This is a genomic window from Dietzia sp. Alg238-R159 (genome assembly GCF_900537145.1).
GTDB lineage: Bacteria > Actinomycetota > Actinomycetes > Mycobacteriales > Mycobacteriaceae > Dietzia > Dietzia kunjamensis.
The window spans coordinates 214,653-241,122 of record NZ_UNRI01000004.1 but is presented as its reverse complement, the minus strand read 5'-3'; the positions used below and the strand labels follow the sequence as shown (position 1 = coordinate 241,122).

The window sequence follows — 26,470 nt, the reverse complement described above, 5'->3', positions numbered from 1 at the left end:
AGAAGAACATGCGCCCCGACCGGCGTTCGGCGTCCCCTGATGACGCCTCGGCACAGCACGACGTGCCCCGCATCACCCTGTTGTCCACCTCCGATACGGACCTGCTCTCCGCGCGCGAATCCGGCGCGGCGTTCACGCTCGGCAACCCGTCCCGACTCGACGTCGAGGCGAATCTGCCCGCACTGCTCGTCGGCGCCGACCTGGTGGTGGTCCGCATTCTCGGCTCCCGACGATCCTGGGAGGCCGGGTTCGCCGCCGTGCTCGGCGCGGGCGTCCCGGTAGTGGTCCTGGGTGGGGAGCAGACCCCCGACGCCGACCTGATGGAGCTGTCCACGGTCCCGATCGGCATCGCGGCCGAGGCGCACCGCTATCTCGCCGAGGGCGGCCCGGGCAACCTCGCGCAGCTGCACGCATTCCTGGCCGACACCGTGCTGCTCACCGGCGTCGGGTTCGAGCCGCCGGAGAACGTGCCGGTGTGGGGTATGCCGCCGCGGCCGGACACGACGGAAGCCCCCGGCCTGCCCCGCGTCGGAGTGCTCTACTACCGCGCCCACGAGGTGAGCGGGAACTCCGGGTTCGCGCACTCGCTGGCCGACGCGATCGACGCCGCTGGCGCGGTGGGAGTGCCGGTCTTCGCCGGCTCCCTGCGCTCGGCCCCCGACGAGCTGTTTGACGCGCTCGGCACTCTCGATGCGCTGGTCGTGACGGTTCTCGCTGCCGGCGGCACCACGCCCGGCGCGGTGAGTGCGGGCGGCGAGGACGAGACGTGGGACGTCGAGCGCATCGCCGCGCTGGACATCCCCGTCCTGCAGGGCCTGTGCCTGACGTGGAGCCGGGAGGACTGGTCTGCCTCAGACGACGGCGTCAACCCGCTGGACTCCGCCAACCAGATCGCGATCCCCGAGTTCGACGGCCGGATCATCACCGCGCCGTTCTCGTTCAAGGAGATCGACGCCGACGGCCTGCCCCGCTACGTGGCCGATCCGGAGCGGTGCGCGCGCGTCGCCGGGATCGCCGTGGCCCACGCGCGGCTGCGCCATGTGGCGCCCGCCGACCGCAAGGTCGCGCTGGTCCTGTCGGCCTATCCGACCAAGCACTCCCGCATCGGCAACGCCGTCGGCCTGGACACCCCGGTCTCGACCATCCGCCTGCTGCGCCGGATGCGCGACGAGGGCTACGACCTGGGCCCGGACGACGGCCCCATCGCGCAGTATCTTGATCAATCGAGTCTGGACCCCGCCGGGGCCGCCGGGGACTACGCCGACGACACCGCCGCCGGCGACGCCCTCATCCACGCGCTCATCGACGCGGGCGGGCAGGACGAGGAGTGGCTCACCAGCGCCCAGCTCACCGACAGTCACGTGCGGATCTCCACCGACGACTACCTGCGCTGGACCGCGGACCTGCCCGAGGCGCTGCGTGCGGAGATGGTCGAGGCGTGGGGGCCCGCGCCGGGCGAGCTGTTCGTCAACGACGCCGGCGAGATCGTCCTGGCCACCATCCAGGCCGGCAATGTCGTCCTGTTGATCCAGCCGCCCCGCGGCTTCGGCGAGAACCCGGTCGCCATCTATCACGACCCCGAGCTCGCGCCGTCCCACCACTACCTGGCCGCCTATCGCTGGCTCGCCCACGGCTTCGGGGCGCATGCGCTGGTGCACATCGGCAAACACGGCTCGCTCGAATGGCTGCCGGGCAAGAACGCGGCGCTCTCGGCGGACTGTGCCACCGACGCGGCGATCGCCGACCTTCCGCTGATCTACCCGTTCCTCGTCAACGACCCCGGCGAGGGCGCGCAGGCCAAGCGCCGTGCGCACGCGACGATCGTCGACCACCTGGTCCCGCCCATGGCGCGTGCCGAGTCGTACGGGGACATCGCGCGGCTGGAGCAGCTGCTCGACGAGTACGGGAACATCGCGTCGATGGATCCGGCCAAGCTCCCGGCCATCCGCGCGCAGATCTGGACCCTCATGCAGTCCGCGCACATGCACGAGGACCTTGGCCTCGAGCAGCGGCCCGACGACGAGGAGTTCGACGACTTCCTCCTCCACGTCGACGGCTGGTTGTGCGAGATCAAGGACGTTCAGATCCGCGACGGCCTGCACGTCCTGGGCCAGGCGCCCGCGGGCGAGGCGCGCGTCAACCTGGTGCTGGCGATCCTGCGGGCCTCGCAGGTGTGGGGCGGCGAGTCCGGCGCGGTTCCGGGCCTGCGCCGCGCACTCGGGCTGGCCGAGGGCGCGCCGACCGAGGAGGTCGACCGGGTCGAGGCGCTCGCCAAGGCGCTGGTCGAGGGGATGGACGCGCGGGAGTGGGACGTCGCCGCGGTGCCCGACGTCCTCGCCGCCGCGGGCCTCACCGCGGGTGGGGCGGGTGACGGCGGCGCGGGTGACGGCGCGCCAGAGGGCGACGACGACGAGGTCGCGCAGGTGCTCGAGTTCGCCGCCCGCGAGGTGGTGCCGCGCCTGGCCGCCACTGTCGACGAGCTGGACGCCGTCATCCACGCACTGGACGGCGGGTTCATCCCGGCCGGGCCCTCGGGATCCCCGCTGCGGGGTCTGGTCAATGTGCTGCCCACGGGCCGGAACTTCTACACGGTGGACCCGCGCGCCGTCCCGTCGCGGCTGGCGTGGGAGACCGGTCAGGCCATGGCGGACTCGCTGCTGGACCGGCACGTCGCCGAGACCGGGGAGTACCCGAGCTCGGTGGGGCTGTCGATCTGGGGCACCTCGGCCATGCGCACCTCCGGGGACGACATCGCCGAGGTCCTGGCCCTGCTGGGCGTCCGCCCCGAGTGGGACGAGGCCTCCCGCCGGGTCACGGGCCTGGAGGTGGTCCCGTCCGAGGAACTGGGCCGCCCGCGCGTCGACGTGACCGTGCGCATCTCGGGCTTCTTCCGCGATGCGTTCCCGCACGTCATCGGGATGCTCGACGACGCCGTGCGGATGGTCGCCGAGCTGGACGAGCCCGACGAACACAACTTCGTCGCCGCCCACACGCGGGCCGATCTGGCCGAGCACTCCGACCACCGCCGGGCCACCACCCGCATATTCGGCTCCGCACCGGGCTCCTACGGCGCCGGGATCCTGCAGACCATCGAGGCGGGCAACTGGCGCGACGACCGAGACCTGGCCGAGGTCTACACCCGCTGGGGCGGGTACGCCTACGGCCGCGACCTCGACGGAGTCCCCGCGGCCGACGACATGCGCACCAACTACCGGCGCATCGCGGTGGCGGCCAAGAACATCGACACCCGCGAGCACGACATCGCCGACTCGGACGACTACTTCCAGTACCACGGCGGGATGATCGCCACCGTCCGCGCGCTCACCGGCGCCGAGCCGCGCGCCTATGTGGGCGACTCGACCACGCCTGATGCCGTGCGCACCCGGTCGCTGGCGGAGGAGACAACGCGGGTATTCCGCGCCCGCGTGGTGAACCCGCGGTGGATCGCGGCCATGCAACGTCACGGCTACAAGGGCGCGTTCGAGCTGGCGGCCACGGTGGACTACCTCTTCGGGTTCGACGCCACCGCCGGCGTGGTCCACGACTGGATGTACGACTCGCTCGCCCGCGAGTACGTCCTGGACGAGACCAACCAGGAGTTCCTGCGCCGGTCCAACCCGTGGGCGCTGCGCGGGATGATCGAGCGGCTCTCCGAGGCCGCCGACCGCGGGATGTGGGCCGAGCCCGACGCGGACATCATGGACCGGATGCGGCAGGTCTACCTCGATGTGGAGGGCGATCTCGAGGAGTCCCACGGTGACTGAGTTCCCCACCGGCCGCAGGCGGGTGCGGGTCGTGGGCATCGGCTCGGGCGGGCTCGACCAGATCACGGTCGAGGCCGCCCGGGCCCTGCGCGCCAGCGACTACGCCCTCGCGGCCGTGAAAGGCCCGGCCGACCCGTTGGTCGATCTCCGCGCGCGGCTGCTCGCCCGCCACGCGCCGGGCGTCGAGTTGGTGGGTGTGCCCGATCCGGAGAGGGACCGCTCGTCGTCGTCGACCTCCTCCGACGCCGGGTATCGCGGCGTGGTGACGGACTGGCACGAGGCCCGCTCCCTGGCCTGGGAACGCGTCGTGGCCTCCCGGCCCGGCGATGTGGCGATCCCCGTGTGGGGCGACCCGGCGTTCTACGACTCCACGCTGAGGATCCTCGACCGGATCGCCGAGCGCGGTGCGCTGGACCTGGAGGTGGAGGTCGTGCCCGGGATCTCCGCGCTCCAGGTTCTGGCCGCGCGCCACCGTCTGGTCCTGCACGAGATCGGCGGCACGGTCACCGTGACCACCGGTCGCCGGCTGCGCGAGGTCGTGGCCGCCGGCGCCGACAACGTGGTGGTGATGCTCAACGGCGACCTGCCGCTCGATGACCTGGCCGACTGGAACATCTGGTGGGGCGGGAACCTCGGCGACGCCGGCGAGACGCTCGTCGCGGGCCGCGTGGGCGACGTCCTGCCGGACCTGCGCGCGCACCGCGAGCGGCTGCGCGACGAGCACGGCTGGGTGATGGACGTGTATCTACTGCGACGCGGAGAAGGGACGACGGCCCGATGACGGCTGAGAAGGACACCGCCGGGGCGACGGCCGGGACGACCGGCGGGAAGGACAGCGCCGGCGCCACGGCCGCGCGGGACTGCGCGGGCCGGGTCGTGCTGGTCGGCGGCGGGCCGGGGGACCCGGGGCTGATGACCGTGGCCGGCCTCGACGCCGTCCGCACCGCCGATGTGGTGGTGACCGACCGCCTGGGACCGGTGTCGATCCTCGACGAGCTCGACCCCGGCATCGAGGTGATCGACGTGGGCAAGGTGCCCTTCGGTCCGGCGACCCCGCAGGAGGAGATCAACCGGATCCTCGTCGAGCACGCGCGGCGCGGGCGCACCGTCGTCCGACTCAAGGGCGGCGACAGCTTCCTGTTCGGCCGCGGCGCCGAGGAGCACCTCGCGTGCACCGCGGCCGGGGTGCCCGTCACCGTGATCCCGGGCGTCACCTCGGCCCTGTCGGTTCCGGCCCTCGCCGGCGTCCCGGCCACCCACCGCGGGCTCTCGCAGGGCGTGTCGGTGATCTCCGGGCACGACCCGCCGGACAGCCCGCACTCGACCCTCGACTACGGCGCGCTCGCCCGATCCGGGACCACGCTCGTGCTGCTCATGGCGGTGACGAACCTCGCCGCCATCACCGCCGAGCTTCTCGCCGAAGGGCTTGCAGCGGATACTCCCGCGATCATGATCGAGAACGGCTCGACCCCGGCGCAGCGCGTCCTGCGTGGGACGCTGGCGACGATCGCGCGGCAGGCGGCCGAAGCGGAGGTCGCGCCGCCCGCGATCACCGTGATCGGGGCGGTCGCCGGGCTGGCAGGGCAGCTGTCCGCCGGAACGAGCTGTGGGTAGTCGGCCGGCCGGGTCCGCCCTCGACGAGTGGTCGCGGATGCGCGGATCGCGAAACTATGGCCGACGGACGAGCTCGGCTCGGTGGTCCTCCGGGGCACGGCGCGGGCAGCTCGCGCACGTGCCGCCGTCGGTGGCCAGATAGATGAGGCAGCAGGAGCTGCGGCGGACGAACCGGCGCGTCCGCTCGGGGCCCTCCACATCGGTGTACCGAGCCGGTAGCAACGGCGGGCGGCACACGGCGTGTGCGAGCTCGGAGCCGCGGTTCGGGTCGCCCGCCGCGCGGCCCGCCTCGAGCGCGCGGTTCGCGATGGAGTCGGTCGCGATCGCCCACAGCGCCCGCGGTGCCGCGCCCGAGACCTCCGCGAGGGCGGCGATCACCTCGCCGTGGGCCTCCAGCAGCGCGTCGGCGTAGGCCGCGGTCGACGGCAGGAGGTGTTCCGACAGCGCCGAGTGGAGATAGCCGTTCGGCTGCAGCGAGACGGAGAGCCGCTGCGGTCGGGGATCGGGCGCGCGGCCGATCGCGAGCAGCATGACCAGCGGCGCGGCCACCAGCGTCGAACTGGCCGAGTACCACCACAGCGTGCCATTCACCCGCGGATCGCCATGGTTCCAGCGCCGGCCGGTGTTCTCCACCCGCCGGGCCAGCCACCGCGGGTCCGTCAGCACCGATCCGGGCAGGACCTCCGGGCCGTGTTCGATGGTGCGGACGAAGTCGCCGAGGAGGTCCGAGACGCCCGAGTACGCGGCTGTCACGGTCTCGGGGGCGCGGAGCTCGTCGTCGTCGCCGTCGTCACCCACGGTCCCGTCACTCATCGGCGAGCCCCGCCACGTCGAGCGTGCGGCGGCCGTCCGGCCCCGCCCGCACCTCGCCACGCACCCCGAACACCTCCCGCAGTACCGCGGCGTCCAGGACCTCCTCCGGCGCGCCGGTCGCGACAAGGTGACCGCGGTGCAGGACCGCGATGACATCGCAGTACTCGGTGGCCATCCGCAGATCGTGGATCGTGAGCAGCACCGCCAGCCCGTCGGCCGCCAACTCGCGGAGCAGGAGGAGAACCGACAATTGCTGGTGCAGGTCGAGGTGATTGGTCGGCTCGTCCAGCAGGAGCACCTCGGGCCGCTGGGCGAGGGTGCGCGCGATCGACACGCGTTGCTTCTCGCCGCCGGACAATGCCACCACGTCTCGCTCGGCCAGCTCGGTCAGCCCGACCCGGGCGAGGACATCCTCCACGACCGCCGAGTCGTCGGCGCCGAAGGGCTCGAGAAGTCCCCGTGTGACCGTCCGGCCCAGGCGAACCGATTCGCGGACCGTGATGCCGCCCAACGAGACCGGTTCCTGCGTACTGGCCCCCACCGCGCGGGCCAGCGTGCGGCGACGCAGCGAGGAGACGTCCGCTCCGTCCACCGAGACCATCCCGGCCGACACCGGCAGGGCGCGGTAGCAGGTGCGCAGCAGCGTCGTCTTGCCGCTGCCGTTCGGGCCGACGAGTGCGGTGACCCGGCCGGGCGCGACCGTGAGGTCGACACCGTGGAGGATCCGTCGACCGCCGAGCCGGGCGGAGACGCCGTGCGCGGAGAGGGTGCTCATCGCGACGCCTTCCCGTAGCGGTGCCACAGCATGAGCAGGAACACCGGGCCGCCCACGACGCCGGTCACCACGCCCACCGGCAGCTCGGTGCCCTCGCTCACCGCGCGGGCGGCGAGGTCGGCCAGCACCAACGCGACGGCGCCGAGCAGCGCCGCCGCGGGAAGCAGGCGCGCCGCCGTGCGGCCCGTGAAGAGCCCCGCGAGGTGGGGGATGAGCAGGCCGATGAAGCCGATCGTCCCGGAGACCGCCACCGCGCCCGCGGTGAGCAACGAGACGAGCAGCAGCATGAGCACCCGGAAGCGCGGGACGTTGACGCCCATCGCGGTGGCGCCGTCGTCACCGGTGAGAAGCAGGTCGAGGTGGCGGCTGCACAGCATCACCACCGTGCCGGCGACGGCGAGGATAGCCACGGGCGCCCACAGCATGGTCCACCCGGCGTCACCGAACCCGCCCGCCAGCCAGCGCATGACGGTACCGAGTTGATGGTCGTCGCCGAGGACCAGCAACGTGAACGTGTTGAGCGCACCGAACACCATCGTCATGGCCGCCCCGACCAGCACGATGGCGGTCGTATCATGGGCGCGGCGGGCCACCAGGACGACGCCCGCCAGCGGGAGCAGCGCGCCGAGGAACGCCGCGATCGGCAGGGTGAACACGCCCCACATCCCGGCGCCCACGCCGAGGACCGTGAGCACCACGACGCCGAAGCCCGCGCCCGAGGAGACACCGAGCAGATACGGGTCGGCGAGCGGATTGCGGGTGACCGCCTGGGCGACGCCACCCGCCACGGCCAGCGACGCGCCCACGGCCGCCGCCATGAGCGCCCGGGGCAGTCGCGACTCGAGGACGATCGCCTCGCGGGCGTCGGTCCACCACGGGTCGAAGACCCCCGGCGCCAGTCGGTGCGCGACGATCGCCCACACGTCCCCGATCGGGATGGACACCGAGCCCAGGGAGACCCCGGCCGCGATCGTCATCGCGAGCACCGCCACGAGCGGGAGGCAGATGAGCCACAGCGACCGCCGCCCGGTGGGCGGGGCATCGGCGATGCGCCCGGAGCCGGGGCGGGGATCGATGCCCGTGCCGGCGCGGTCAACGCGCCCGCCGGTGTTCTCGGCGACGGTCGTCATGTCACTGCCCGAACGCGTGCGGGTGCAGCTCACGGGCGATGGTCTCGGTGGAGGTCGTCATCCGCGAGCTCTCGAAGAAGTCGGACAGCGGGACCACCACGATGCGGTTCTCACGGATTGCCGGCGTCGTGGACATGATGGGCTGCGCGCGCAGGTAGGCGATCTTGTCCTCCGCGCTGGTGGCGCCGTAGTCGAGTACCACGATCGCCTCGGGCTGACGCTCGCCCAGGATCTCCCATGTGGACGTGAGATAGGGGCGGTCGCCCTCGGAGAAGATGTTGTCCGCGCCCGCGTACTCGCCGATCAGTTGTCCGATGCCCACGCCGCCGATCGTCGTCGGTTCTGATTCGCCGCCGTCGTAGAAGAACGTGGGGGTGCCGGTGGCACCCGACGCATCGAGCGTCTCTCGGACCTCCCTCATCTCGGCGGAGATCCGGTCCGTGAGGTCCCGTGCCCCCGGCTCGACGTCGAGGATCCGGCCGAGCTGGGAGAAGTCGGTCTCGAGCATCGACAGGTCACCGAAGCCTTCTCCGCAGTACTCGGAGAACAGGAAGGTGTTGATCCCCGCGGCCTCGAGGGCGTCGCGGCTGCGGCCTTCCTTGTCGTCGAAGGCGCTGCGCATCCCGGCCACCACGAGGTCCGGCTCGAGGTCCACGATCTGCTCCCAGGTGGGGTACTCCTCCGAGAGGGACGGAATGGCCTCGAACTGCTCGGCGACCTCCGGCAGGACATCGTCCTGCTCGCCGTAGCCCATGCCGACGATCCGGTCGCCGGCCCCCATCTGGATGAGGGTCTCGGTGACGTGGTCATTCATCGAGATGATGCGCCGGGGCGCAGCGGTGTAGGTGGTCTCGCGCTCACAGTTGGTGACGGTCACAGGGTCGGCGAACGACTCGACCGGGCCGCCTTCCGCGAGCGCCTCGCCGCGGGAGCAGCCGGTGAGGGCGACCCCCGCGACGAGGAGGGTGGCGAGCGTGATTCTGGGGTGGCGACGGAACATGATCAGTCCTCGGATCGTGTCGTGCGGTCGACGACACGTGAGACCCGCAGGAGGGTAGGAGTCGACGACGACACCACGTCACCTGACAGGACCCCGGATCGCAGACCTCGGCGATGTACTCGGAGTCGCGAACATCCGGGCAGGTAATCGGGCTCGCGGACACGAAAGTGGCCACACACCGTTGCGGGTCAGCGCCGGATTCCCACCGGTCTTCCCCTGCTCGTTCCGGATGTCAGCAGTACGCCCTCAGGATAGGCACACCGCGTCCGCGTGCGGTGCAGGTACCCCGGCTCGGCGGAGCCGACCACCCGCGCTTCGTGGCCCGGCGACGCCCGAGGACGGCGCGACGCACGACCACACCCAGCACGGCCATCGCGGCGGTGGCCAGCTGGACGCGGTCGTGCAGCAGAACCGCGCGGCGGATGTCGTCGGCCCGGACCGACCGGCCGTCACCGAGGACCGCCCGGTCCTCCACGCCGTACGGGTACGGCGTGGGCCCGCCGAGCCTGACCCCGAGCGCGCCCGCGCACACGGCCTCGACGACCCCGGCGTTCGGGCTCGGGTGCGCCCGCGCATCACGGAGCCACGCCCGCAGGGCCCCGGCGGGACTCCCGCCCACGGTCGGGGCGCAGACCACCCCGAGCGCGCCGGCCACCCGGGCCGGCAGGAACCCCAGCACGTCGTCGAGCCGCGCCGCAGCGGTGCCGAAGTGGCGGTACCGCTCCGAACGGTGACCCACCATCGCGTCGAGCGTGTTGGCCGCGCGGTGGACGGCGGCGCCGGGCGAACCCGCCACCGCGGCCCAGAACAGCGTCGCCACCGCCGCATCGGAGGTGTTCTCCGCGACCGACTCGACGACCGCTCGCGCGAGATCCTCCGGGCCGAGCGCGGCCGGATCCCGTCCGCACAACCACGGCAACAGGTCCCGGGAACCCGCGTGATCGCCCCGGACGAGAAGGTCACCCTGCCGCCGCGCAACCGCGAGCAACGAGGACCCGCCCAGGCACGACCACACCACGGCCGCGTCCCACGCCACTGCCGCGACGCGGTTCCGTCCGGCGAGACGTCCGACGGCCGTCACCGCAGCGGCGGTGCTCCCCACGAGGACGCCGGTGAACAGCAGGCCCGCCGCCCTCTGGGCGTTGGCCGTCCGGCCGGGCCGCAGGAGTCGCGACTCCACGGCGCGCGCGACAAGGCCGAAGCCCGCGACGGGGTGGAACCGTCGTGGGTCGCCGACGAGGCGATCGAGGGCGAACCCCGCCGCGATGCCCGCCGCGCGGGCGGCGGAGGCGTTCCGGCGGCCCCCGCGGCCCCCGCGGCCCCCGCGACGCGCACGCGGGTCAGCGCGCGAGATAGCGGACATGCGCCCCCCGCCCGTCATGGGTCACCTCGGCCTCCACTCCGTACACCTCCCGGATCAGGTCGGCGGTGAGCACCTCGTGGGGCGCGCCGCCGGTCACGAGTCGCCCACCGGACAACACGATCAGATGGTCGCAGAACGTGGCCGCCAGGGTGAGATCGTGCAGGGCCGCGATCACCGTGGTGTCCGTGGCGCGGACCAGGGCCAGCAGGTCGAGCTGGTGGCGGATGTCGAGGTGGTTGGTCGGCTCGTCGAGGACCAGTACACCGGGTTCCTGGGCCAGGGCCCGCGCGATCTGCACCCGCTGCCGCTCGCCGCCGGACAGCGTCGCGTACCGCTGGTCCAGGCGGTCGCCGAGGCCGGTCGTGGCCGCCGCGCGCCGCACCACCCCGTCGTCCCCGGGACCCGGACCCGACCAGGCCGCGCGATGGGGGATGCGGCCGAGTTCGATGACCTCCCGGACCGTGGGGTTCTGGTCGGTGGTCGCCTCCTGCGCCACCAGGGCCACGCGCCGGGACAGGCGTTTGCGGGGGATCGACCGGATGTCCGTGCCGTCGAGGTGCACCGATCCGGTATCGGGCCGGAGCAGGCCCGTCAGGATGCGCAGGAGCGTCGACTTGCCGGACCCGTTCGGCCCCAGCACCCCGACCATCGTGCCGGGGGCGGGAGCTACGGTGACGTCGTCGAGGATGGTCCGGCCGCGCACGGACCACGAGACACAGCGCGCCTCGAGCGTCGACGGGGCGGCGGTCATCGGCCGTGTCCCCGTCGCAGGAGGAGCCCGACGAAGGCCGGGACGCCGATGAGTGCGGTCGCCACCCCGATCGGCAACTCCTGGGGCGCGATCACGGTGCGGGAGACGGCGTCGATCCACACGACGAACACGGCGCCCATCAGCGCCGCGGTCGGGACGAGGACCCGGTGCCGGCCCCCGACCAGGGCCCGCGCGGCGTGCGGCAGCACCAGACCCACGAAGCCGATCGCCCCGCAGGTGCTCACGATGACGGCCGTGACGAGCGCCGTCACCACCATGAGCACCAGCCGCGTGCGGGCCACGTTGACGCCGAGGGCGGCCGCGGCGTCCTGGCCGAAGGTGAACGCGTCGAGGCTGGAGGTGTGCAGCAGGCACGCCACCAGCCCGAGCAGGACCACGACGCCGCACACCGCCACGTCCGACCAGCGGACGGACGCCAGCGAGCCCAGCAGCCAGAACAGCACGCCGCGGGTCTGCTCGGCGTCGGCGGCGATGTAGACGACGAACGAGGTCACCGCGGAGAACAGCTGAGTCGCCGCGACCCCCGCCAGCACCACCCGGTCGGTGGTGCCGCCGGACGCGAAGGCCAGGACCAGGACGAAGCCGAACGCGGCGAGCGCTCCGACGAACGCCCCCGTGGTGAGCCCGACCGCGCCCGCGCCGACCCCGAGCACCACCACGAGGACCGCCCCGGTCGAGGCGCCGGAGGAGATGCCGAGGATGTACGGGTCGGCCAGGGGGTTGCGCAGCAGCGACTGCAGGATGACGCCGCACAATGCGAGCCCCGCCCCGGCCAGGGCCGCCATGAGGGTGCGCGGAAGCCGCAGGTTCCAGATGATCCCCTCCTGGATCCGCGTGAGCCCGGAGTCGGAACCGGTGAGGCGGGCCAGGGCGGACTGGACGACGTCGGTGGCGGTGAGTCCGGACGGGCCGATGGTGATGACGAGCGCCGTCGACACCGCCAGCAGCCCCAGGCCACCGAGCCATAGGGTGACCAGTGCGGACGGTCGCCGCAGAGCCGGCCGCCGGCGCGGTGGCGCCGGGACCACCGGGGCGGTGGTCCTCTCGGGTGCGAGGGTCATCGGGTCAGTTGGCCGGGTCCGGGGCGCCGACCGGGCCCGGCTCGGCGAGTCCCAGCTCGGTGAGCCCCGCCGCGACGGTCTCCACCCCGTAGATCGTGCGCAGCGACGGGTTCATCTCGGCACCGGTGATGTCGATGAACCGCTTCTCCCGGACCGCCGCCATCTCCCGGGTGACGGGGTTGGACTCGAGGTAGGCGATCTTGGCCCCCGCGGTCTCGGCGGTCTGGCTCTTGCGGGTCAGGTCGCCCACGACGATCACGTCCGGGTCGCGCTCGGCCACGACCTCCCAGCTGATCTGCGGCCACTCCTGGGTGGTGTCGTCGAAGACGTTCTCCAGGCCCAGGGTGGTCGAGATGAGGCCGGGGGCACCGCAGCAGCCGGCCAGGTACGGGGACTCGGAGTTGGCGAACCAGTACATCGCGGAGATCCCGCGGGCGTCGACGCTCTCGACGGCCTCGTCGAGCCGGCGCTGCAGGTCCGCCACCAGCTCGTCACCGGCCTGCTCCACGTCGAAGATCGTCGCGAGCTCGGTGATCTCGCGGTAGAGCAGGTCCGGGGTCAGTGGGGTCTCGCGGACGCCGTCCCCGGAGTCGGCGACCTTGCCCACACAGTCGGTGGGGGAGAGGTACGTACCCACGCCGAGTTCGTGGAACTGCTCGCGGGCGGCGACCCCGCCCTCGCCGAGGGTGCTGCCGAAGGAGGCGGTGACGAAGTCCGGCTCCACGTCCAGGACGGCCTCCATCGACGGCGCGTTGTCGGCCAGGCGGGGGACAGACCTGTTCACCTCGGAGAACTCGGGTAGGACCGGGTCTGTCCAGGTGGCGGTGCCGACCATCCGGTCGCCGAGGCCGAGGGCGTACAGGATCTCGGTGGAGCCCTGGTTGAGCGAGACGACCCGTTCGGGCGGGGCGTCGAGCTGCACCTGCTCCCCGCAGTTCTCGATCGGATCGGTGCCCGGGCCGGCGATCGCGGCCGGGTCGTGGGCGGTGCAGGAGGTCAGGGTGAGAAGGGTGACGCCGGCGAGGGCGACCAGGGTGGACGAACGCATGGGTGTGCTCCGAGGTCGCGGGCCTGGAACGCGAAGCCCGGTGATGACCTGGCGGTTGTCACCGCGAGGGCCAGCCGGTATTCGGACTCGGGATCACCTGGACGGAAGCGCCTTCCCAGACCGTGCGGCCCAGTGGCACCGTGCCCCGCCATCACCCTCACCGCTGCGCGTCAGCTCCGGATTCGCACCGGATTCCCGCGACCGATCGGTCTCGCTGGCGATCACAAGGTAACACGCGCTCCAGGGTCAGTACGCCAGCCCCATCCGCATCGCGCCCACCGCCTCGGACAGCGCCGAGCGCGCGAGCGGGGTGGCCCCGACGGCGTTGACGAACGGGTGGACCAGTGTCTCGTGGCGGCGCAGCGAGACCGGGACACCGGCATCGGCCATCTTCCGGGCGTAGGCCTCGCCCTCGTCGCGCAGCGGGTCGAACCCGCCCGTGGCCACGTGGGCGGGCGGCAGTCCCGAGAAGTCCTCCGCAAGCAGGGGGGAGGCGCGGGGGTCAAGCCGGTCCTCGTCGGACCGGATGTAGGTCTCCTCGTACCAGTCCATGTTGGCCCGGGTGAGGAAGAAGCCGTCGCCGAACAGCTCGTACGAGCGGGTCCGCGCGGACATGTTGGTGGCGGGGACGAACAGCAGTTGGAAGTCCGGCATCTTCTCTCCGGCGTCGCGCGTCTGCTGGCAGACCACCGCCGCCAGGTTGCCACCGGCGCTGTCACCGCCCACCGCGATGCGCGTCGGGTCCACGCCGAGTTCGTCGGCGTGGTCGCGGACGTACCGGAACGCGGCGATCGCGTCCTCGACCGCGGTGGGGAACCGGAACTCGGGTGCCAGCCGGTAGTCCACGCTGATCACCTTGAGCCGGCCCGTCTTGGCGATGTAGCGGCAGGTCGCGTCGTGCGAGTCGACGCTGCCGAGCACCCAGCCGCCGCCGTGGAAGAACACCAGTGCGGGCAGCGTCTCGTCACCGTGGACCGGCGAGTACAGGCGCGCGGGCAGGTCGGCCCGGTCCGGGTCGGTGCCGCCGAGCGGGAGGACGATGTCGGTGACGACGGCGAGGTCGATCTTCTTCCCCGAGACGGTGAACGCCGACCGCTCGACGGCCGAACGTGCCTTCTCGACGGTCAGATCCTCGTATTCGCCCTCGGACGTCATCGAGATGACCCGGAGCCCGGCCTGGAAGTGCGGGTCGAGGACCTGGCCGTCCATCCGTCGCGGGGTCCCGCCCACGAGTCGGAGTAGCGGGCCGGGCAGGCACCCGGCAGCGGTCATGACGGCTTTGGTCAGGCGATCCGGGATCGACGGGGAAAAGACTCGGTGGCCGGACATGGGAGAGCGCATGGCCACATTGTGACGCAGATCCCTGGGATGATCGGGGTAATCGGACGAAGGAGCTGATCATGCGTTCAGAACACGAGAGCGTGGTGCGGGTCGAGGGCCTGGTCAAGACCTTCGGCCGCGCCCGGGCCCTGGATGAGCTGGACCTGGACGTGCGCCGCGGCGAGGTCCACGGGTTCCTCGGACCCAACGGGTCGGGCAAGTCCACCACCATCCGGATCCTGCTCGGGCTCATGCGCGCCGACTCCGGGCGGGCGACGGTGTTCGGCGGCGACCCGTGGCGCGACGCGGTCGAACTCCACGCCCGGCTCGCCTACGTCCCCGGCGAGGTGACCCTGTGGCCGCGGCTGACGGGCGGCCAGTGCATCGACCTGCTCGGCCGGGCGCTCGGGGGACTGGACCCGGGCCGTCGGGACGAGCTGATCGAACGTTTCCGGTTGGACCCGACCAAACGCACACGTGACTACTCCAAGGGCAACCGACAGAAGGTGTCGCTGATCGCCGCGCTGGCCTCCGACGCCGAACTGCTCGTGCTGGACGAGCCCACGTCCGGCCTGGACCCGCTCATGGAGCAGACGTTCCAGGAGTGCGTCCGCGAGGCCGTCGATGGCGGCGCCACCGTGCTGCTGTCCAGCCACATCATGGGCGAGGTCGAGACCCTCGCCGACCGCGTGAGCATCATCCGCGACGGCCGCACCGTCACCTCGGGGACGCTGGCCGATCTGCGGCGTCACACGACGACCGAGGTCCACGCCGTCACCGACGCCGATCCGGGTTCACTCGGGCGCGTGACGGGGGTCGACGGCCTGCGGATCGAGAAGGCCGCCGACGGTCGGTTCGAGGTCCGCTGCCACGTGCCGGCCCCTAGGCTCGGCGAGGTCACCGGCCTCCTTCACGCGGCCGGCATCCACACGCTCACCGCGAGCCCCCCCAGCCTGGACGACCTGTTCCTCAACGCCTACTCCGGTGCCGGTGCGGCCACCGGGGGCGAGGAGCGGACAGGGGACCGGCGATGACCTCGCCGTTCGCCGGCACCGGCCTGCTGGCACGCATCGCCCTGCGCACCGGGTGGCGGGCCGCGGCCGCCTGGGTCCTCGGCCTGGCCGCGCTGTACCTCGTCACCGGGCTGTCGATCGCAGCCCTCTACGACACCCCGCAGGAACTCGCCACGTACGGCGCCTCGGTCGGCGAGTCGATGATCATGCTCACCGGCCGGGTGGCCGGGCTCGACACCCTCGGCGGCGTGATGATGAACGAGTACTCGTTCATGGTCGCCTTCGGCATCCCCGTCATGGCGATCGCCCTGACCGCGCGCGCCACCCGCAAGGAGGAGGAGTCCGGACGGTCCGAACTGCTCCTGGCGGGCCGGGTCGGCCGGCTCGCCCCGACGGCGGCCGCCCTCGTCGTCGTCGTCGGGGTCTTCACCGTCCTCGGCCTTGCGCTGTGGGCGGCGACCCTCACCGTCGACCTCGACCGCGCGGGCGCGGCGCTGTACGTGGCCTCCATCGTCGCCGCCGGCTGGGTGTACGCGGCCGGCACCGCCGTCCTCGCGCAGGTGTTCGCCCACAGCCGGACCGTGTGGGCGGCGGCGATGTCCGTGGCCGGACTGACCCTGATCACCCGCGGGATCGGCGACGTCAACCGCAACTGGTTGAGCTGGGCCTCGCCGCTGGGCTGGCACGGCCTGACCCGGCCGTTCGGCGAGTCCTCCGTGGTGCCCCTGTTCGTCGCCGTCGTCGCCGCGGCCGGGCTCGCCGCGGCCGCGCTGTGGCTCGCCGCGCGCCGCGACGTGGGCCAGGGGATGGTCCCGGCCCGGACCGGCCCCGCCACCGCGTCCCGGTGGCGGGCGTCCCGGACCGGGACCGCCGTACACCAGCACCTGGGCGCGCTGACGGGCTGGACGATCGGCGTGGTGGCACTGATGGCCATGTACGGCGCGCTGATGAACGTGGTGGCCGAGACGATGATGTCCAACCCCGACCTCGCCGTGTTCCTCGGCGATTCGGGCACCGTGGTCGACTCCATCGTGCAGATGCTGGTGGCGTTCAGCGGATTCCTCGGGGCCGGGTTCGCGTTGCAGACCCTGACCGGGTTGCGCGGCGAGGAGACCGCCGGGCGACTCGAGATGGAACTGTCCACGGGGCGTTCGCGGTGGTCGTGGCTCGCCGCCCACACCGCGGTCGTCACCGTCGGCACCGTCGTCGTGGTCCTCGCCGGCGCCGCCGCGTTCGGGATCGCCGGGGCCGCCGTGCTCGACGACCCGGACCTGGCGGGACGCATCATCGGCGCCGGGGCGTGGTACATCCCCGCCGCCCTCGTGTTTGTCGCGATCTCGATCGGACTGTTCGGCGTATCCCCACGACTGCAGGTCCTGGCCTGGGCGCCATTCGTCCTCGCCGTCGTCGTGACCCTCATGGGACCCACACTCCGGCTCAGCGAGGACCAGATGCGGCTGTCCCCGTTCGGCGCGGTGGGCACCGCGCCCGTCGGCCCCGTCAACGCGGTCGGCGTGACCGTGCTCCTCACGGTGACGGTCGTGCTGATCGCCGTGGGGCTGGCCGGCTTCCGGCGCCGCGACGTGCCGCGGACCTGACCGCGGCGTCCGACCGGACCTGACAGACTGGCTGGCACGGCCGCCACGCCTCACCGGCGGAGGCCGACACGTCCACCGGCGCCGCCGGTCGCACGCTAACCAGGGAGGAACCGATGTCGGACGAGTTCGATCGAGACAGGCTCTCCACCGCACTGTCGGTGGTCGCGGACTGGCCGGTGGACACCGTCTCGGCCGCGGTGGTCGGCCCCGACGGCGCACTCGCGGTCCATGGTGACGACACCCGCGTATACCGTCTGGCCTCGGTGACCAAGCCCCTCGTCGCGATGGCCGCGCTCCTAGCGGTCGAGGAGGAGGCCATCACCCTCGACGACCCCGCAGGGCCCGAGGGGTCCACGGTCCGACACCTGCTCGCCCACGCCTCGGGACTGGACTTCGCCGACCGCGACAATATTCGCACCGGCCCGGGGGAGCGGCGGATCTACTCCTCGGCCGGGTTCGAGGTGCTGGCCGACCACATCGCCGACGCCACCGGGATCGCGTTCGGCGACTACCTCCACGAGGCGGTGTGCCAGCCGCTCAGGATGACCTCCACGACACTCGAGGGCTCGGCCGGGCACGGGGCCTCCGCCAGCCTGGCCGACCTCATGGCGTTCGCCCGTGAACTCGTGGCCCCGCGTCTGCTCGCGCCGGAGACCCTCGAGGAGGCCGTGACCGAACAGTTCCGCGGCCTCGACGGGATCGTGCCCGGGTACGGCATGCAGAAGCCGTGCTCGTGGGGGCTGGGCTTCGAACTCCGCGACGCCAAGCACCCCCACTGGACCGGGCAGCACAATTCGCCCGCGACCTTCGGGCACTTCGGGCAGTCCGGGACGTTCCTGTGGGTGCAGCCGGAACTGTCCACCGCGCTGATCGTGCTCACCGACCGCGACTTCGGGGACTGGGCCAAGCCGCTGTGGCCCGAGTTGTCCGACAAGGTGGTCGACGCGGCAACCCGGCGTTCGCGCGAAGAGGACTCGCTCGGGGGGTGAGTCCGCCACCCGCGACACGCCCGCACTCGTGCCGGGCGCGGGAATCACCGTGCTGTAACTTTGCTGAGAGTCGAGAAGTGTCGCTGGTGTAATTCAATCACTTCAGGCACAGTGTTAACTACAAACAACAGAAGCAACATCATTCACACGATTTCGTGAGGTCGTTGGGGAAGACGTCCCTCAGTGAGTCGGGAGTGAAGTGATGTCTGACCATAACTATCTCGCGGATACGACGACCGGCGTGGTGTTCATCCATGCCGCGCCTACCGCGTTATGCCCTCACGTCGAGTGGGCTCTCGCAGCCACGCTCGACGCCAACTCAGCCATGCGCTGGGAGGACCAGCCGGCCCAGCCGGGCGCTCGCAAAGCGATCGTCGACTGGATCGGCCCGGTCGGCACCGGCGCGCGTCTGGCCGATTCGCTGGCCAAGTGGTCGATGCTGTCTTTCGAGGTCACCGAGGACCCGAGCGACCTCGTCGACGGCGAACGCTTCTCCCACACGCCCGAACTCGGGATGTGGCGGGGGCAGACGGGCGCCAGTGGCGACGTGGTGCTCAGCGAGAACCGGCTCCGGCATCTCATGAAGGCCGGACCCGCCGCCTTCCATGCCGCGGTGGAGGACGAGCTCGGCGCCGCCTGGGACCGCGCCCTCGAACCGCTGCGCGGCCACCCGGCCGCCGCCGAGGTCACCTGGCTCTCCCGGGTCGGCTGACCCACCGCACCACCGCACTCCCGCACTCCGGACAGCGCCCGCCCCAGTTCTCGGGGCGGGCGCTGACTCGTGTGCGCGACACGCTGGCGGCACCCGGCACCGGCTGCGGGTGGCCACCGCGTCGTCCCGGGACACGACTGCGCCCCCTCCCGTCAGATCGGGGAGGGGGCGCAGTCGTCGGGTGCGGATCTGCCGAAAGTGCTCCGGCCGGGGTCAGGTCACAGCGGGATGTTCTTGTGCTGGCCGCGGGTGTGCGCGGCCGCGTCCAGCGCCTCGGCGATGCGTCGGCGGGTGTCGGTGGGCTCGATGACCTCGTCGACCACACCGATGGAGACCGCGCGCCCCACGCCACCGGCGATGGCCGCGTGCTCATCGGCCAGACGGTCGTGCAGGGCCTCCCGCTCGTCCTCGGGTGCCGCCGCGAGGGTGCGCTTGTGGAGGATGCCGACGGCGGCCTTGGCGCCCATCACCGCGACCTCGGCGTCGGGCCAGGCGAACACGGCGGAGGCTCCGAGAGCGCGCGAGTTCATCGCGATGTAGGCACCGCCGTAGATCTTGCGGGTGACGAGCGTGACCCGGGCGACCGAGGCCTCGGCGAACGCGTGCAGCAGCTTGGCGCCGCGGCGCACCACGCCGTCCCACTCCTGCGAGACGCCGGGCAGGTAACCGGGGACGTCCACGATCACGACCAGCGGCACGCCGAAGGCGTTGCAGAGCCGGACGAACCGTGAGGCCTTCTCCGCGGACTCCGAGTTGAGGCAACCGCCCAACCGCAGCGGATTGTTGGCGATGACACCCACGGTGCGGCCGGACATCCGGCCGAAGCCCACCACGATGCTGGGGGCCCACTTGGCCTGCAGCTCCTCGAAGGTGGTGCTGCCGTCGAGCTCCGAGGAGTCGAGCAACCCGTGGACGAGAGGACGGACGTCATACGCGCGCTTCGGTGAGTCGGGGAGCAGGCCCGCAAGATCGGTGTGATCGCCCTCGAGGGCACGCGGGTCGAACTCACCCTGCGCGGACAGCAGGGTCACGAGACGACGCGCCCGGTGCAGGGCATCACGCTCGTCGGTCGCGGCAATGTGGCACACCCCCGACTTGCGGTGGTGCACGTCCTGGCCGCCCAGGCCCTCCATGTCGACCTGCTCGCCGGTGACTGAGCGGACCACGTCGGGACCGGTGACGAAGATCTTGCCGGCCGGCGCCATGATGACGACGTCGGTCAGCGCGGGGCCGTAGGCGGCGCCGCCGGCGGCGGGCCCGAGCACGACGGAGATCTGGGGCACGTGGCCCGATGCGCGGACCATGGCCTCGAATACGAGGCCGACCGCGTGCAGCGCCTCGACGCCCTCCGCGAGTCGCGCCCCACCCGAGTGCCAGACGCCGACGACGGGCAGATGCTCGTCGATCGCCACGTCGATGGCACGCACGATGTGCCGGCACCCGTCCAGGCCCATGGCACCACCCATCACGGTGGCGTCCGTCGCGTACGCGATGGTGGGTTCGCCGTCGATCAGGCCGCGCGCGGCCATGGCGCCGGAGGCGTCGGGCTCGGTGATGAACTCGAGCGAAGCCGGGTCGAAGAGGTTCTCGAGCCGGACGACGGGATCTCGAGGGTCGATCTGGGTGTTCTGGTCAACAGGGCTGGTGATGGTCATATGTGCAGTCCTTTCCTCGGCGCGTGTCCCTGGAAGGGAGAGCGCGCCTGCGATGGACCCCCGGACTGGCTTGTGGGCGATCGGCGTTCGGATCGGGACCCCCGTCCCGGTCCGGACCTCTCGCCCGGCACCCCGCGGTGAGCGGGGTGATCATTGCTGGGCCCTGTGTGGGGGAGGGGACGCGGGCTCGACGTGGTGCACCGACCGCACCTTCGGCCCTGACTGCGTCCCCGCCCCGGCACACGGGGCCGGATGTCAGCTCTGGTCGAGCTTCTGGATGTAGTCGACCGCATCCTGAACAGTACGCAACTTGGCGAGGTCCTCGTCGGGGATCTCCACCCCGTAGCGGTCCTCAGTCTGCACGGCGATCTCCACCATGGAGAGCGAATCGATGTCGAGATCGTCGACGAAGGACTTCTCCGGGGTCACCTCGGAGGGTTCGATCCCGGTGACCTCCTCGACGATCTCCGCCAGTCCTGCGATCATCTCGGCCTCGGTGCGTGCCATGTGGTGTCCCTTTCTGATGGGTGGTGCCGTGCCCGGCGGGCGCGACGGATGGTCTGGTCGCGATCGCCGGCCGGGGCCGACGATCGGGGGTGGGAGGAGCGGTCAGGCGCCGCTGAGTGTGGGGACCGACTCGAGGGCCAGTTCGAGGTCCTCGGGGGTGGTCACGCCGTAGCGGGGAACGTCACGCATCATGCGCTTGGCCAACCCGACGAGTGAGCCGGAGGGCGGCAGCTCGATGAACGCGTCGACGCCCAACTTGAGCATCGTCTGCGTGCAGAGGTCCCACCGGACGGGATGGGTGATCTGGGAGACGACCCTGTCGAGGGCGTCGCGACCGGAGGTGACGACCATGCCGTCGGCGTTGGAGACCAGCGTCAGCTCCGGGTCGTTGACCTCGATCGTGTCGGCCAGGTCGCGGACCTCGTCGACGGCTGAGGCCATGTGGTGGGTGTGGAACGCCCCGGCGACCTCCAGCCGGCGCAGTCGCGCCCGGCTCGGCGGATTCTGCTCCAGGGCGTCGCAGGCCTCGAGCGGGCCGGCGGCCACGATCTGGCCCGCGCCGTTACGGTTGGCCGGCTGCAGCCCGGCGGTGTCCAGCGACAGCAGGACATCGGCCTCGACCCCGCCCAGCACCGCGATCATGCCGGTGGGGCGCTCGGCACACGCCCGGGACATCGCGGCACCGCGGACGGACGCCAGACTCAGGGCGTCGGCTTCCGACACCACCCCGGCGATCGCCAGCGCGGCGATCTCGCCGATCGAGTGGCCGGCCACCATCGTGTCGCAGGGCACCTGGCCGCGCCGGCGCAACTCGGCGGCACCGAGCAGGGCCGAGGCGACGACGAGCGGTTGGGTCACCGCGGTGTCGGTGATTTCCTGCAGGGTCGCAGTCGTGCCGAGACGCTCGAGGTCGAGTCCGCTCGATGCGGACCACTCGTCGAGACGGTCCGAGGCACCGGGCAACTCGAGCCAGGGCGCGAGCATCCCGGCTTTCTGAGACCCTTGTCCAGGGGCAGTAAGGCAAAGCACGGGTATCAGAGAACACGCCCGGCCCCTCTTAGGATGATGTTCCCCAAGCCAGAAACACAGCCAGGATTTTGTGCGCTTCCCACAAATGGCGAGCTGGCTGGTCGTCCATCTCCGGACGGTTCGGTTTCGTTACACCCTGTTACGGGAGTGATTGATTACGACTCCTGAGTGCTTCGGTCGGCGAACTTCCCGAGGACGAGGGCGATTCTCAGGACAAAAGCGTCCCTCGCGTTAAGTGGATCGAATTTGGTGATTTGACTCACTCTCTTGAGGCGGTATCGCACGGTGTTGGGATGGACGTACAACTCGCGGGCACACGCCTCGACGTGCCCACCGGAGTCCAGATAGGCCCGGAGGGTGTTCTCGACCGAGGTGTCTGCGCCCCTCAGCGGTGTGACGACCCGGTCGACCAACATCGTCGCCGCGCCCAGGTCGCCGGCGAGGACCCGCTCGGGCAGGAGATCGATCGCCGCGACCGGTCGGGGGGCGCCGGGCCAGCCACAGACCGCCGCCACGCCGGAGAGCGCCTCGGTCGCGCTGTCCGGGGCCTCGGCGAGGGAGCTCACCGTGTGCCCGACGACGACCGGCGCGTCGGGTGAGAAAGAGTCGAGGACTTCGGCCGGGACCGCGGAGGAGGACTCGAGCTCCCCGGAGAGGATGACGACGAGGCGCGCGCCCTGAACCACGGCCAGTGCGTGCCGGCCGGCCGCGACCGCGGCTTTGTGGGCGGCGGGCACCGACGCCAGTCCCAGTTCTTCACGGGGCCTGCCGACGATCACCGTCGCCGCAGTGGTGGGGTCCCAGTTCAGGGCCGAGGCCCCGGAGGCGAGGTCGGCATGACGATCGCCGCGGACCACGGCGTCGACCAGCATCGCCTCCATCCGGGTATCCCAGGCTCCCCGGTTCTCCGCGGCGGCGGCGTAGACCGCCGCCGCGGTGAAGCCGAGTTCACGGCCGAACTTGAGCACCGCGGTGATCATGAGTCCGCGTTGGCGCTCGTTGTGGGTGATCCGGGGCATCACCAGCTCGAAGTACTCACACGTCGACCGGACGAGCTGGACCGTCTGCTGCAGGGTCAGCCCCTGGCCGAGCCCCTTGGGGAGCAACTTGAACCCCGCGATGGTGTCCGTGTGCGGAGCCTCGGGGTTGCGCATCCAGGTGACGAAGTCGCGCACCGCGCTCTGGATGATCAGCTGGATCTCGGCCCGCTGGTCGGCGGACAACTCGGCGAAGAACGCCAGATCCTGTTCCAACGCGCGGACCGCCTCGGTCGACAGGGTCCCCGAGTACCGGGTGATGCGCTTGAGCAGGGCATCGGAGACGGGACGATCGTCCGGCGGCGTCGCGGAGCGTCGCCGGACGGGTTGTGCGTCCCTCTCCCCGGTCCCGGGGTCGGCCATGTCTGTCACGCCACTCCGGGGTCCGTCGTCGGCTCGGGGGCGGCCATGACGTCGTCGATCCGGTACAGACGCGCCGCTTCGAGCAGGGTGGTCTTGTCGATGGTCCCCTCGCGGGCCAGGCCCGCGAGGACGGCCACGACGATCGATTCGGCGTCCGTGTTGAAGAAGCGGCGGGCGGCGGGCCGGGTGTCGGAGAACCCGAAGCCGTCACATCCGAGGACGGTGAAGTCCCCGGGGACCCAGGCGCGGATCTGGTCCGGAACCGCCTTCTGGAAGTCGCTCACCGCGACCTTCGGCCCCTCGGCCGACGCCAGTGCCGCGGTGACGAACGGGATGCGCGGCTGCTGATCGGGGTGGCGGAGCTCGTGGCGTTCGCACTCGAACCCGTCACGGGCGAGCTCCGTCCACGAGGTCGCCGACCACAGGTCGGCCGCGACGTCCCACTTGTCGGCGAGCATCTTCTGCGCCTCGACCGCCGCATACATCGCCACGCCGGACGCGAGGATGGAGGCCTTGTGGCTCCCGGCCTCCGCCGCGCGGAAGCGGTACAGACCGCGCAGGAGGGCGTCGACGTCCAGGTCCCCGGGCTCCGCCGGCTGCGGAACGGGCTCGTTGTACAGGGTGATGTAGTACGACACGTTGCGGTCGATGCCGTCGGTCTCGGTCTCGTTGGCCGCGCCGGGGCCGTACATGCGCTCGATGCCCGCGCGCATGATGTGGGCGACCTCGTACGCCCACGCCGGGTCGTAGGAGATGATCCCCGGGTTGGTCGCGGCCAACAGCGGGGAGTGGCCGTCCATGTGCTGCAGGCCCTCGCCGGTGAGCGTGGTGCGGCCGGCGGTGGCGCCCAGCAGGAAGCCGCGGGCGAGCTGGTCGGCGGCGGCCCAGATGCCGTCGCCGGTGCGCTGGAACCCGAACATGGAATAGAAGATGTACAGAGGGATCATCGGCTGGCCGTGGGTCGCGTACGCGGTCCCGGCGGCGGTGAACTCGGCGACGGACCCCGCCTCGCTGATGCCCTCGTGCATGATCTGGCCGTCCTTGGCCTCCTTGTAGCTCAGCATGAGGTCGTGGTCGACCGAGGTGTAGTTCTGCCCGTGCGGGTTGTAGATCTTCAGGGTGGGGAACCACGAGTCCATGCCGAAGGTGCGGGCCTCGTCGGGGATGATCGGCACGAAACGGTCGCGCAGGGACTCGTCGCGCATGAGCTCCTTGGCCGTCCGCACGAGCGCCATGGTGGTGGCGACGGCCTGCTTACCCGACCCCTTGCGGAGTGACTTCAGGGCGTCGATGCCCGGCACGGCCAGGGGGGTGAAGGTCTGGCGCCGCTCGGGGACGTGCCCGCCGAGGGCGGACCTGCGGTCCAGCATGTAGCGGATCTCCGGCGAGTTCGGCCCCGGGTTGTAGTAGGGCGGCTGGGTCGGATCGGCCTCCAGCTCCTCGTCGGTGATGGGGATCTGCTGCTTGTCGCGGAACAGTTTGAGGTCGTCGAGCGTCAGCTTCTTCATCTGGTGGGTCGCGTTGCGGCCCTCGAAGTTCTGGCCCAGTCCGAAGCCCTTGATGGTGTGGGCCAGGATGACCGTCGGCCGGCCGGTGTGCTCGAGCGACGCCTTGTACGCGGCGTGGATCTTGCGGTAGTCGTGCCCGCCGCGGCGCAGCGCCCAGATCTCGTCGTCCGTCATATCCTCGACGAGCTTGGCGGTGCGGGGGTCGCGGCCGAAGAAGTGCTCGCGGATCCAGGCGCCGTCGTTGGCGCGGAAGGTCTGGTAGTCGCCGTCGGAGACCGAGTTCATCAGCGAGACGAGCGCGCCCTCGGTGTCCTTGTCGAACAGGGCGTCCCATTCGCGACCCCAGACCACCTTGATGACGTTCCAGCCGGCGCCGCTGAAGTACGACTCCAGCTCCTGGACGATCTGGCCGTTCCCTCGGACCGGCCCGTCGAGACGCTGGAGGTTGCAGTTGATGACGAAGGTGAGGTTGTCGAGGGCGTCGTTCGCGGCGATCTGCAGCGCGCCGCGCGACTCGACCTCGTCCATCTCACCATCACCGAGGAACGCCCACACGTGCTGCTGCGACGTGTCCTTGATGCCGCGGTTGTGGAGGTAGCGGTTGAACCGTGCCTGGTAGATGGCGTTGATCGGCCCCAGACCCATCGAGACCGTGGGGAACTCCCAGAACTCGGGCAGCGAGCGGGGGTGGGGGTAGGAGGGGAGTGAACGCCCCGGATGGCTCTTCTCCTGCCGGAACCCGTCGAGGTCCTGCTCCCGCAACCGGCCCTCGAGGTAGGCCCGGGCGTACATGCCCGGGGAGGCGTGGCCCTGGAAGTAGATGTGGTCGCCGCCGCCGGGATGGTCCTTGCCGCGGAAGAAATGGTTGTACCCCACCTCGTAGAGCGGGGCCGCCCCGGCGTAGGTGGAGATGTGACCGCCCACGCCGATCCCGGGCCGCTGGGCGCGGTGGACCATGATGGCGGCGTTCCACCGGATCCATCGACGGTAGGTCCGCTCCACCGCCTCGTCGCCGGGGAACTCCGGCTCGAGACTCGTGGGGATGGTGTTGACATAGTCGGTGGACGTGAGGGCGGGCAGCGGAACACGCTGCTTGGAGGCCCGCTCGAGGAGACGCAGCATGAGGTAACGGGCGCGCTCGGGCCCGGCCTCGGCGAGCAGGCCGTCGAGCGAGTCCATCCACTCCTGGGTCTCCTCGGGGTCGGAGTCCGCCAGGTAGGAGGCGACCCCTTCCCGGAGAATCGGCACGTTGGTGGGTGCGGTCCCGTCCCGTGGGCCTTCGTTTCCGCTCATGCGTATCGTCCTCACTTCTGTGATTCGTACCGTGGACGCCCGGTGGGGCCACCACATGTCGTGGTACATCGTCGGGCCCGGGCCGCGGCCCGCAGGTGTGGGCGGA

General features: G+C 71.5%; 21 protein-coding genes and 2 riboswitches. Of the genes, 7 read left to right on the top strand and 14 right to left on the bottom strand.

The features are described from left to right. Positions 1-62 precede the first annotated feature (62 nt). The 3 genes from cobN to cobA are packed head-to-tail and all read left to right on the top strand — an operon-like array spanning position 63 to position 5,378. On the top strand, positions 63-3,764 hold the full coding sequence (cobN, locus tag G6R20_RS12175) for a cobaltochelatase subunit CobN (protein ID WP_205475860.1): 3,702 nt from the start codon (positions 63-65) through the stop codon (positions 3,762-3,764). Continuing rightward, positions 3,757-4,545, top strand: a complete 789-nt coding sequence (gene cobF / locus G6R20_RS12170; protein WP_240341433.1) for a precorrin-6A synthase (deacetylating) — start codon at positions 3,757-3,759, stop codon at positions 4,543-4,545. The genes cobN and cobF overlap by 8 nt, the downstream gene beginning before the upstream one ends. Further along, positions 4,542-5,378, top strand: a complete 837-nt coding sequence (gene cobA, locus G6R20_RS12165; protein WP_240341432.1) for a uroporphyrinogen-III C-methyltransferase — start codon at positions 4,542-4,544, stop codon at positions 5,376-5,378. The genes cobF and cobA overlap by 4 nt, the downstream gene beginning before the upstream one ends. A gap of 54 nt (positions 5,379-5,432) precedes the next feature. On the opposite strand, the gene G6R20_RS12160 is transcribed toward cobA, so the two are convergent. The 9 genes from G6R20_RS12160 to G6R20_RS12120 all read right to left on the bottom strand — a co-directional run bounded on the left by G6R20_RS12160 (position 5,433) and on the right by G6R20_RS12120 (position 14,681). Then, on the bottom strand, positions 5,433-6,191 hold the full coding sequence (locus tag G6R20_RS12160) for a (2Fe-2S)-binding protein (protein ID WP_119192613.1): 759 nt from the start codon (positions 6,189-6,191) through the stop codon (positions 5,433-5,435). After that, on the bottom strand, positions 6,184-6,966 hold the full coding sequence (locus G6R20_RS12155; RefSeq protein ID WP_119192614.1) for an ABC transporter ATP-binding protein: 783 nt from the start codon (positions 6,964-6,966) through the stop codon (positions 6,184-6,186). Before G6R20_RS12155 ends, G6R20_RS12160 begins: the two co-directional genes overlap by 8 nt. After that, entirely contained in the window at positions 6,963-7,943 is a 981-nt protein-coding gene (locus tag G6R20_RS12150; RefSeq protein ID WP_163376588.1) for an iron ABC transporter permease, read from the bottom strand. The genes G6R20_RS12155 and G6R20_RS12150 overlap by 4 nt, the downstream gene beginning before the upstream one ends. 154 nt (positions 7,944-8,097) lie before the next feature. Beyond that, positions 8,098-9,096, bottom strand: a complete 999-nt coding sequence (locus G6R20_RS12145; RefSeq protein WP_159149076.1) for an ABC transporter substrate-binding protein — start codon at positions 9,094-9,096, stop codon at positions 8,098-8,100. A 120-nt stretch (positions 9,097-9,216) separates the two neighbouring features. Then, a riboswitch (cobalamin riboswitch) is annotated at positions 9,217-9,359 on the bottom strand. After that, the gene (locus tag G6R20_RS12140; protein WP_163376541.1) at positions 9,329-10,459 is read right to left on the bottom strand and encodes a cobalamin biosynthesis protein; all 1,131 of its coding nucleotides are present in this window, start codon (positions 10,457-10,459) and stop codon (positions 9,329-9,331) included. It overlaps the preceding riboswitch by 31 nt. Beyond that, positions 10,437-11,210 carry an ABC transporter ATP-binding protein gene (locus G6R20_RS12135; RefSeq protein WP_154830967.1) on the bottom strand — a complete coding sequence of 258 codons (774 nt, stop codon included), beginning with the start codon at positions 11,208-11,210 and terminating at the stop codon, positions 10,437-10,439. The genes G6R20_RS12140 and G6R20_RS12135 overlap by 23 nt, the downstream gene beginning before the upstream one ends. After that, entirely contained in the window at positions 11,207-12,292 is a 1,086-nt protein-coding gene (locus tag G6R20_RS12130; RefSeq protein ID WP_163376540.1) for an iron chelate uptake ABC transporter family permease subunit, read from the bottom strand. Before G6R20_RS12130 ends, G6R20_RS12135 begins: the two co-directional genes overlap by 4 nt. 4 nt (positions 12,293-12,296) lie before the next feature. Next, positions 12,297-13,340 carry an ABC transporter substrate-binding protein gene (locus tag G6R20_RS12125; protein ID WP_159148688.1) on the bottom strand — a complete coding sequence of 348 codons (1,044 nt, stop codon included), beginning with the start codon at positions 13,338-13,340 and terminating at the stop codon, positions 12,297-12,299. A gap of 54 nt (positions 13,341-13,394) precedes the next feature. Continuing rightward, positions 13,395-13,574: riboswitch (cobalamin riboswitch) on the bottom strand. Between the two features lie 12 nt (positions 13,575-13,586). Next, on the bottom strand, positions 13,587-14,681 hold the full coding sequence (locus G6R20_RS12120) for an alpha/beta hydrolase (protein WP_235027867.1): 1,095 nt from the start codon (positions 14,679-14,681) through the stop codon (positions 13,587-13,589). 59 nt (positions 14,682-14,740) lie between these two features. Between G6R20_RS12120 and G6R20_RS12115 the strand changes: the two genes are divergently transcribed. From G6R20_RS12115 to G6R20_RS12100, 4 genes are all read left to right on the top strand, one after another. Continuing rightward, the gene (locus G6R20_RS12115) at positions 14,741-15,694 is read left to right on the top strand and encodes an ABC transporter ATP-binding protein (RefSeq protein ID WP_163376539.1); all 954 of its coding nucleotides are present in this window, start codon (positions 14,741-14,743) and stop codon (positions 15,692-15,694) included. Further along, positions 15,691-17,271, top strand: a complete 1,581-nt coding sequence (locus G6R20_RS12110) for a hypothetical protein (protein ID WP_163376538.1) — start codon at positions 15,691-15,693, stop codon at positions 17,269-17,271. Before G6R20_RS12115 ends, G6R20_RS12110 begins: the two co-directional genes overlap by 4 nt. A 113-nt stretch (positions 17,272-17,384) precedes the next feature. Further along, a complete protein-coding gene (locus G6R20_RS12105) occupies positions 17,385-18,260 on the top strand; it encodes a serine hydrolase domain-containing protein (RefSeq protein ID WP_163376537.1) in 876 nt (291 codons plus the stop codon). 202 nt (positions 18,261-18,462) lie between these two features. After that, a complete protein-coding gene (locus G6R20_RS12100; RefSeq protein ID WP_159148118.1) occupies positions 18,463-18,972 on the top strand; it encodes a DUF3145 domain-containing protein in 510 nt (169 codons plus the stop codon). A 218-nt stretch (positions 18,973-19,190) separates the two neighbouring features. Here G6R20_RS12100 and G6R20_RS12095 read toward each other — a convergent pair whose 3' ends face one another. The 5 genes from G6R20_RS12095 to aceE all read right to left on the bottom strand — a co-directional run bounded on the left by G6R20_RS12095 (position 19,191) and on the right by aceE (position 26,364). Continuing rightward, positions 19,191-20,627, bottom strand: coding sequence for a carboxyl transferase domain-containing protein (locus G6R20_RS12095; protein ID WP_096905695.1), 1,437 nt, complete (start codon positions 20,625-20,627; stop codon positions 19,191-19,193). A gap of 255 nt (positions 20,628-20,882) precedes the next feature. Continuing rightward, the gene (acpM, locus tag G6R20_RS12090) at positions 20,883-21,134 is read right to left on the bottom strand and encodes a meromycolate extension acyl carrier protein AcpM (protein ID WP_163376536.1); all 252 of its coding nucleotides are present in this window, start codon (positions 21,132-21,134) and stop codon (positions 20,883-20,885) included. Between the two features lie 102 nt (positions 21,135-21,236). Continuing rightward, complete coding sequence (locus G6R20_RS12085; protein ID WP_163376535.1) at positions 21,237-22,163, bottom strand: ACP S-malonyltransferase; 927 nt, start codon at positions 22,161-22,163, stop codon at positions 21,237-21,239. A 155-nt stretch (positions 22,164-22,318) separates the two neighbouring features. Then, positions 22,319-23,563 (bottom strand): PucR family transcriptional regulator, encoded by a 1,245-nt coding sequence (locus G6R20_RS12080; RefSeq protein ID WP_163376534.1) that lies wholly within the window; start codon positions 23,561-23,563, stop codon positions 22,319-22,321. Positions 23,564-23,568: 5 nt separating this feature from the next. Then, the gene (aceE, locus tag G6R20_RS12075) at positions 23,569-26,364 is read right to left on the bottom strand and encodes a pyruvate dehydrogenase (acetyl-transferring), homodimeric type (RefSeq protein WP_159148114.1); all 2,796 of its coding nucleotides are present in this window, start codon (positions 26,362-26,364) and stop codon (positions 23,569-23,571) included. Between the last annotated feature and the right edge of the window lie 106 nt (positions 26,365-26,470).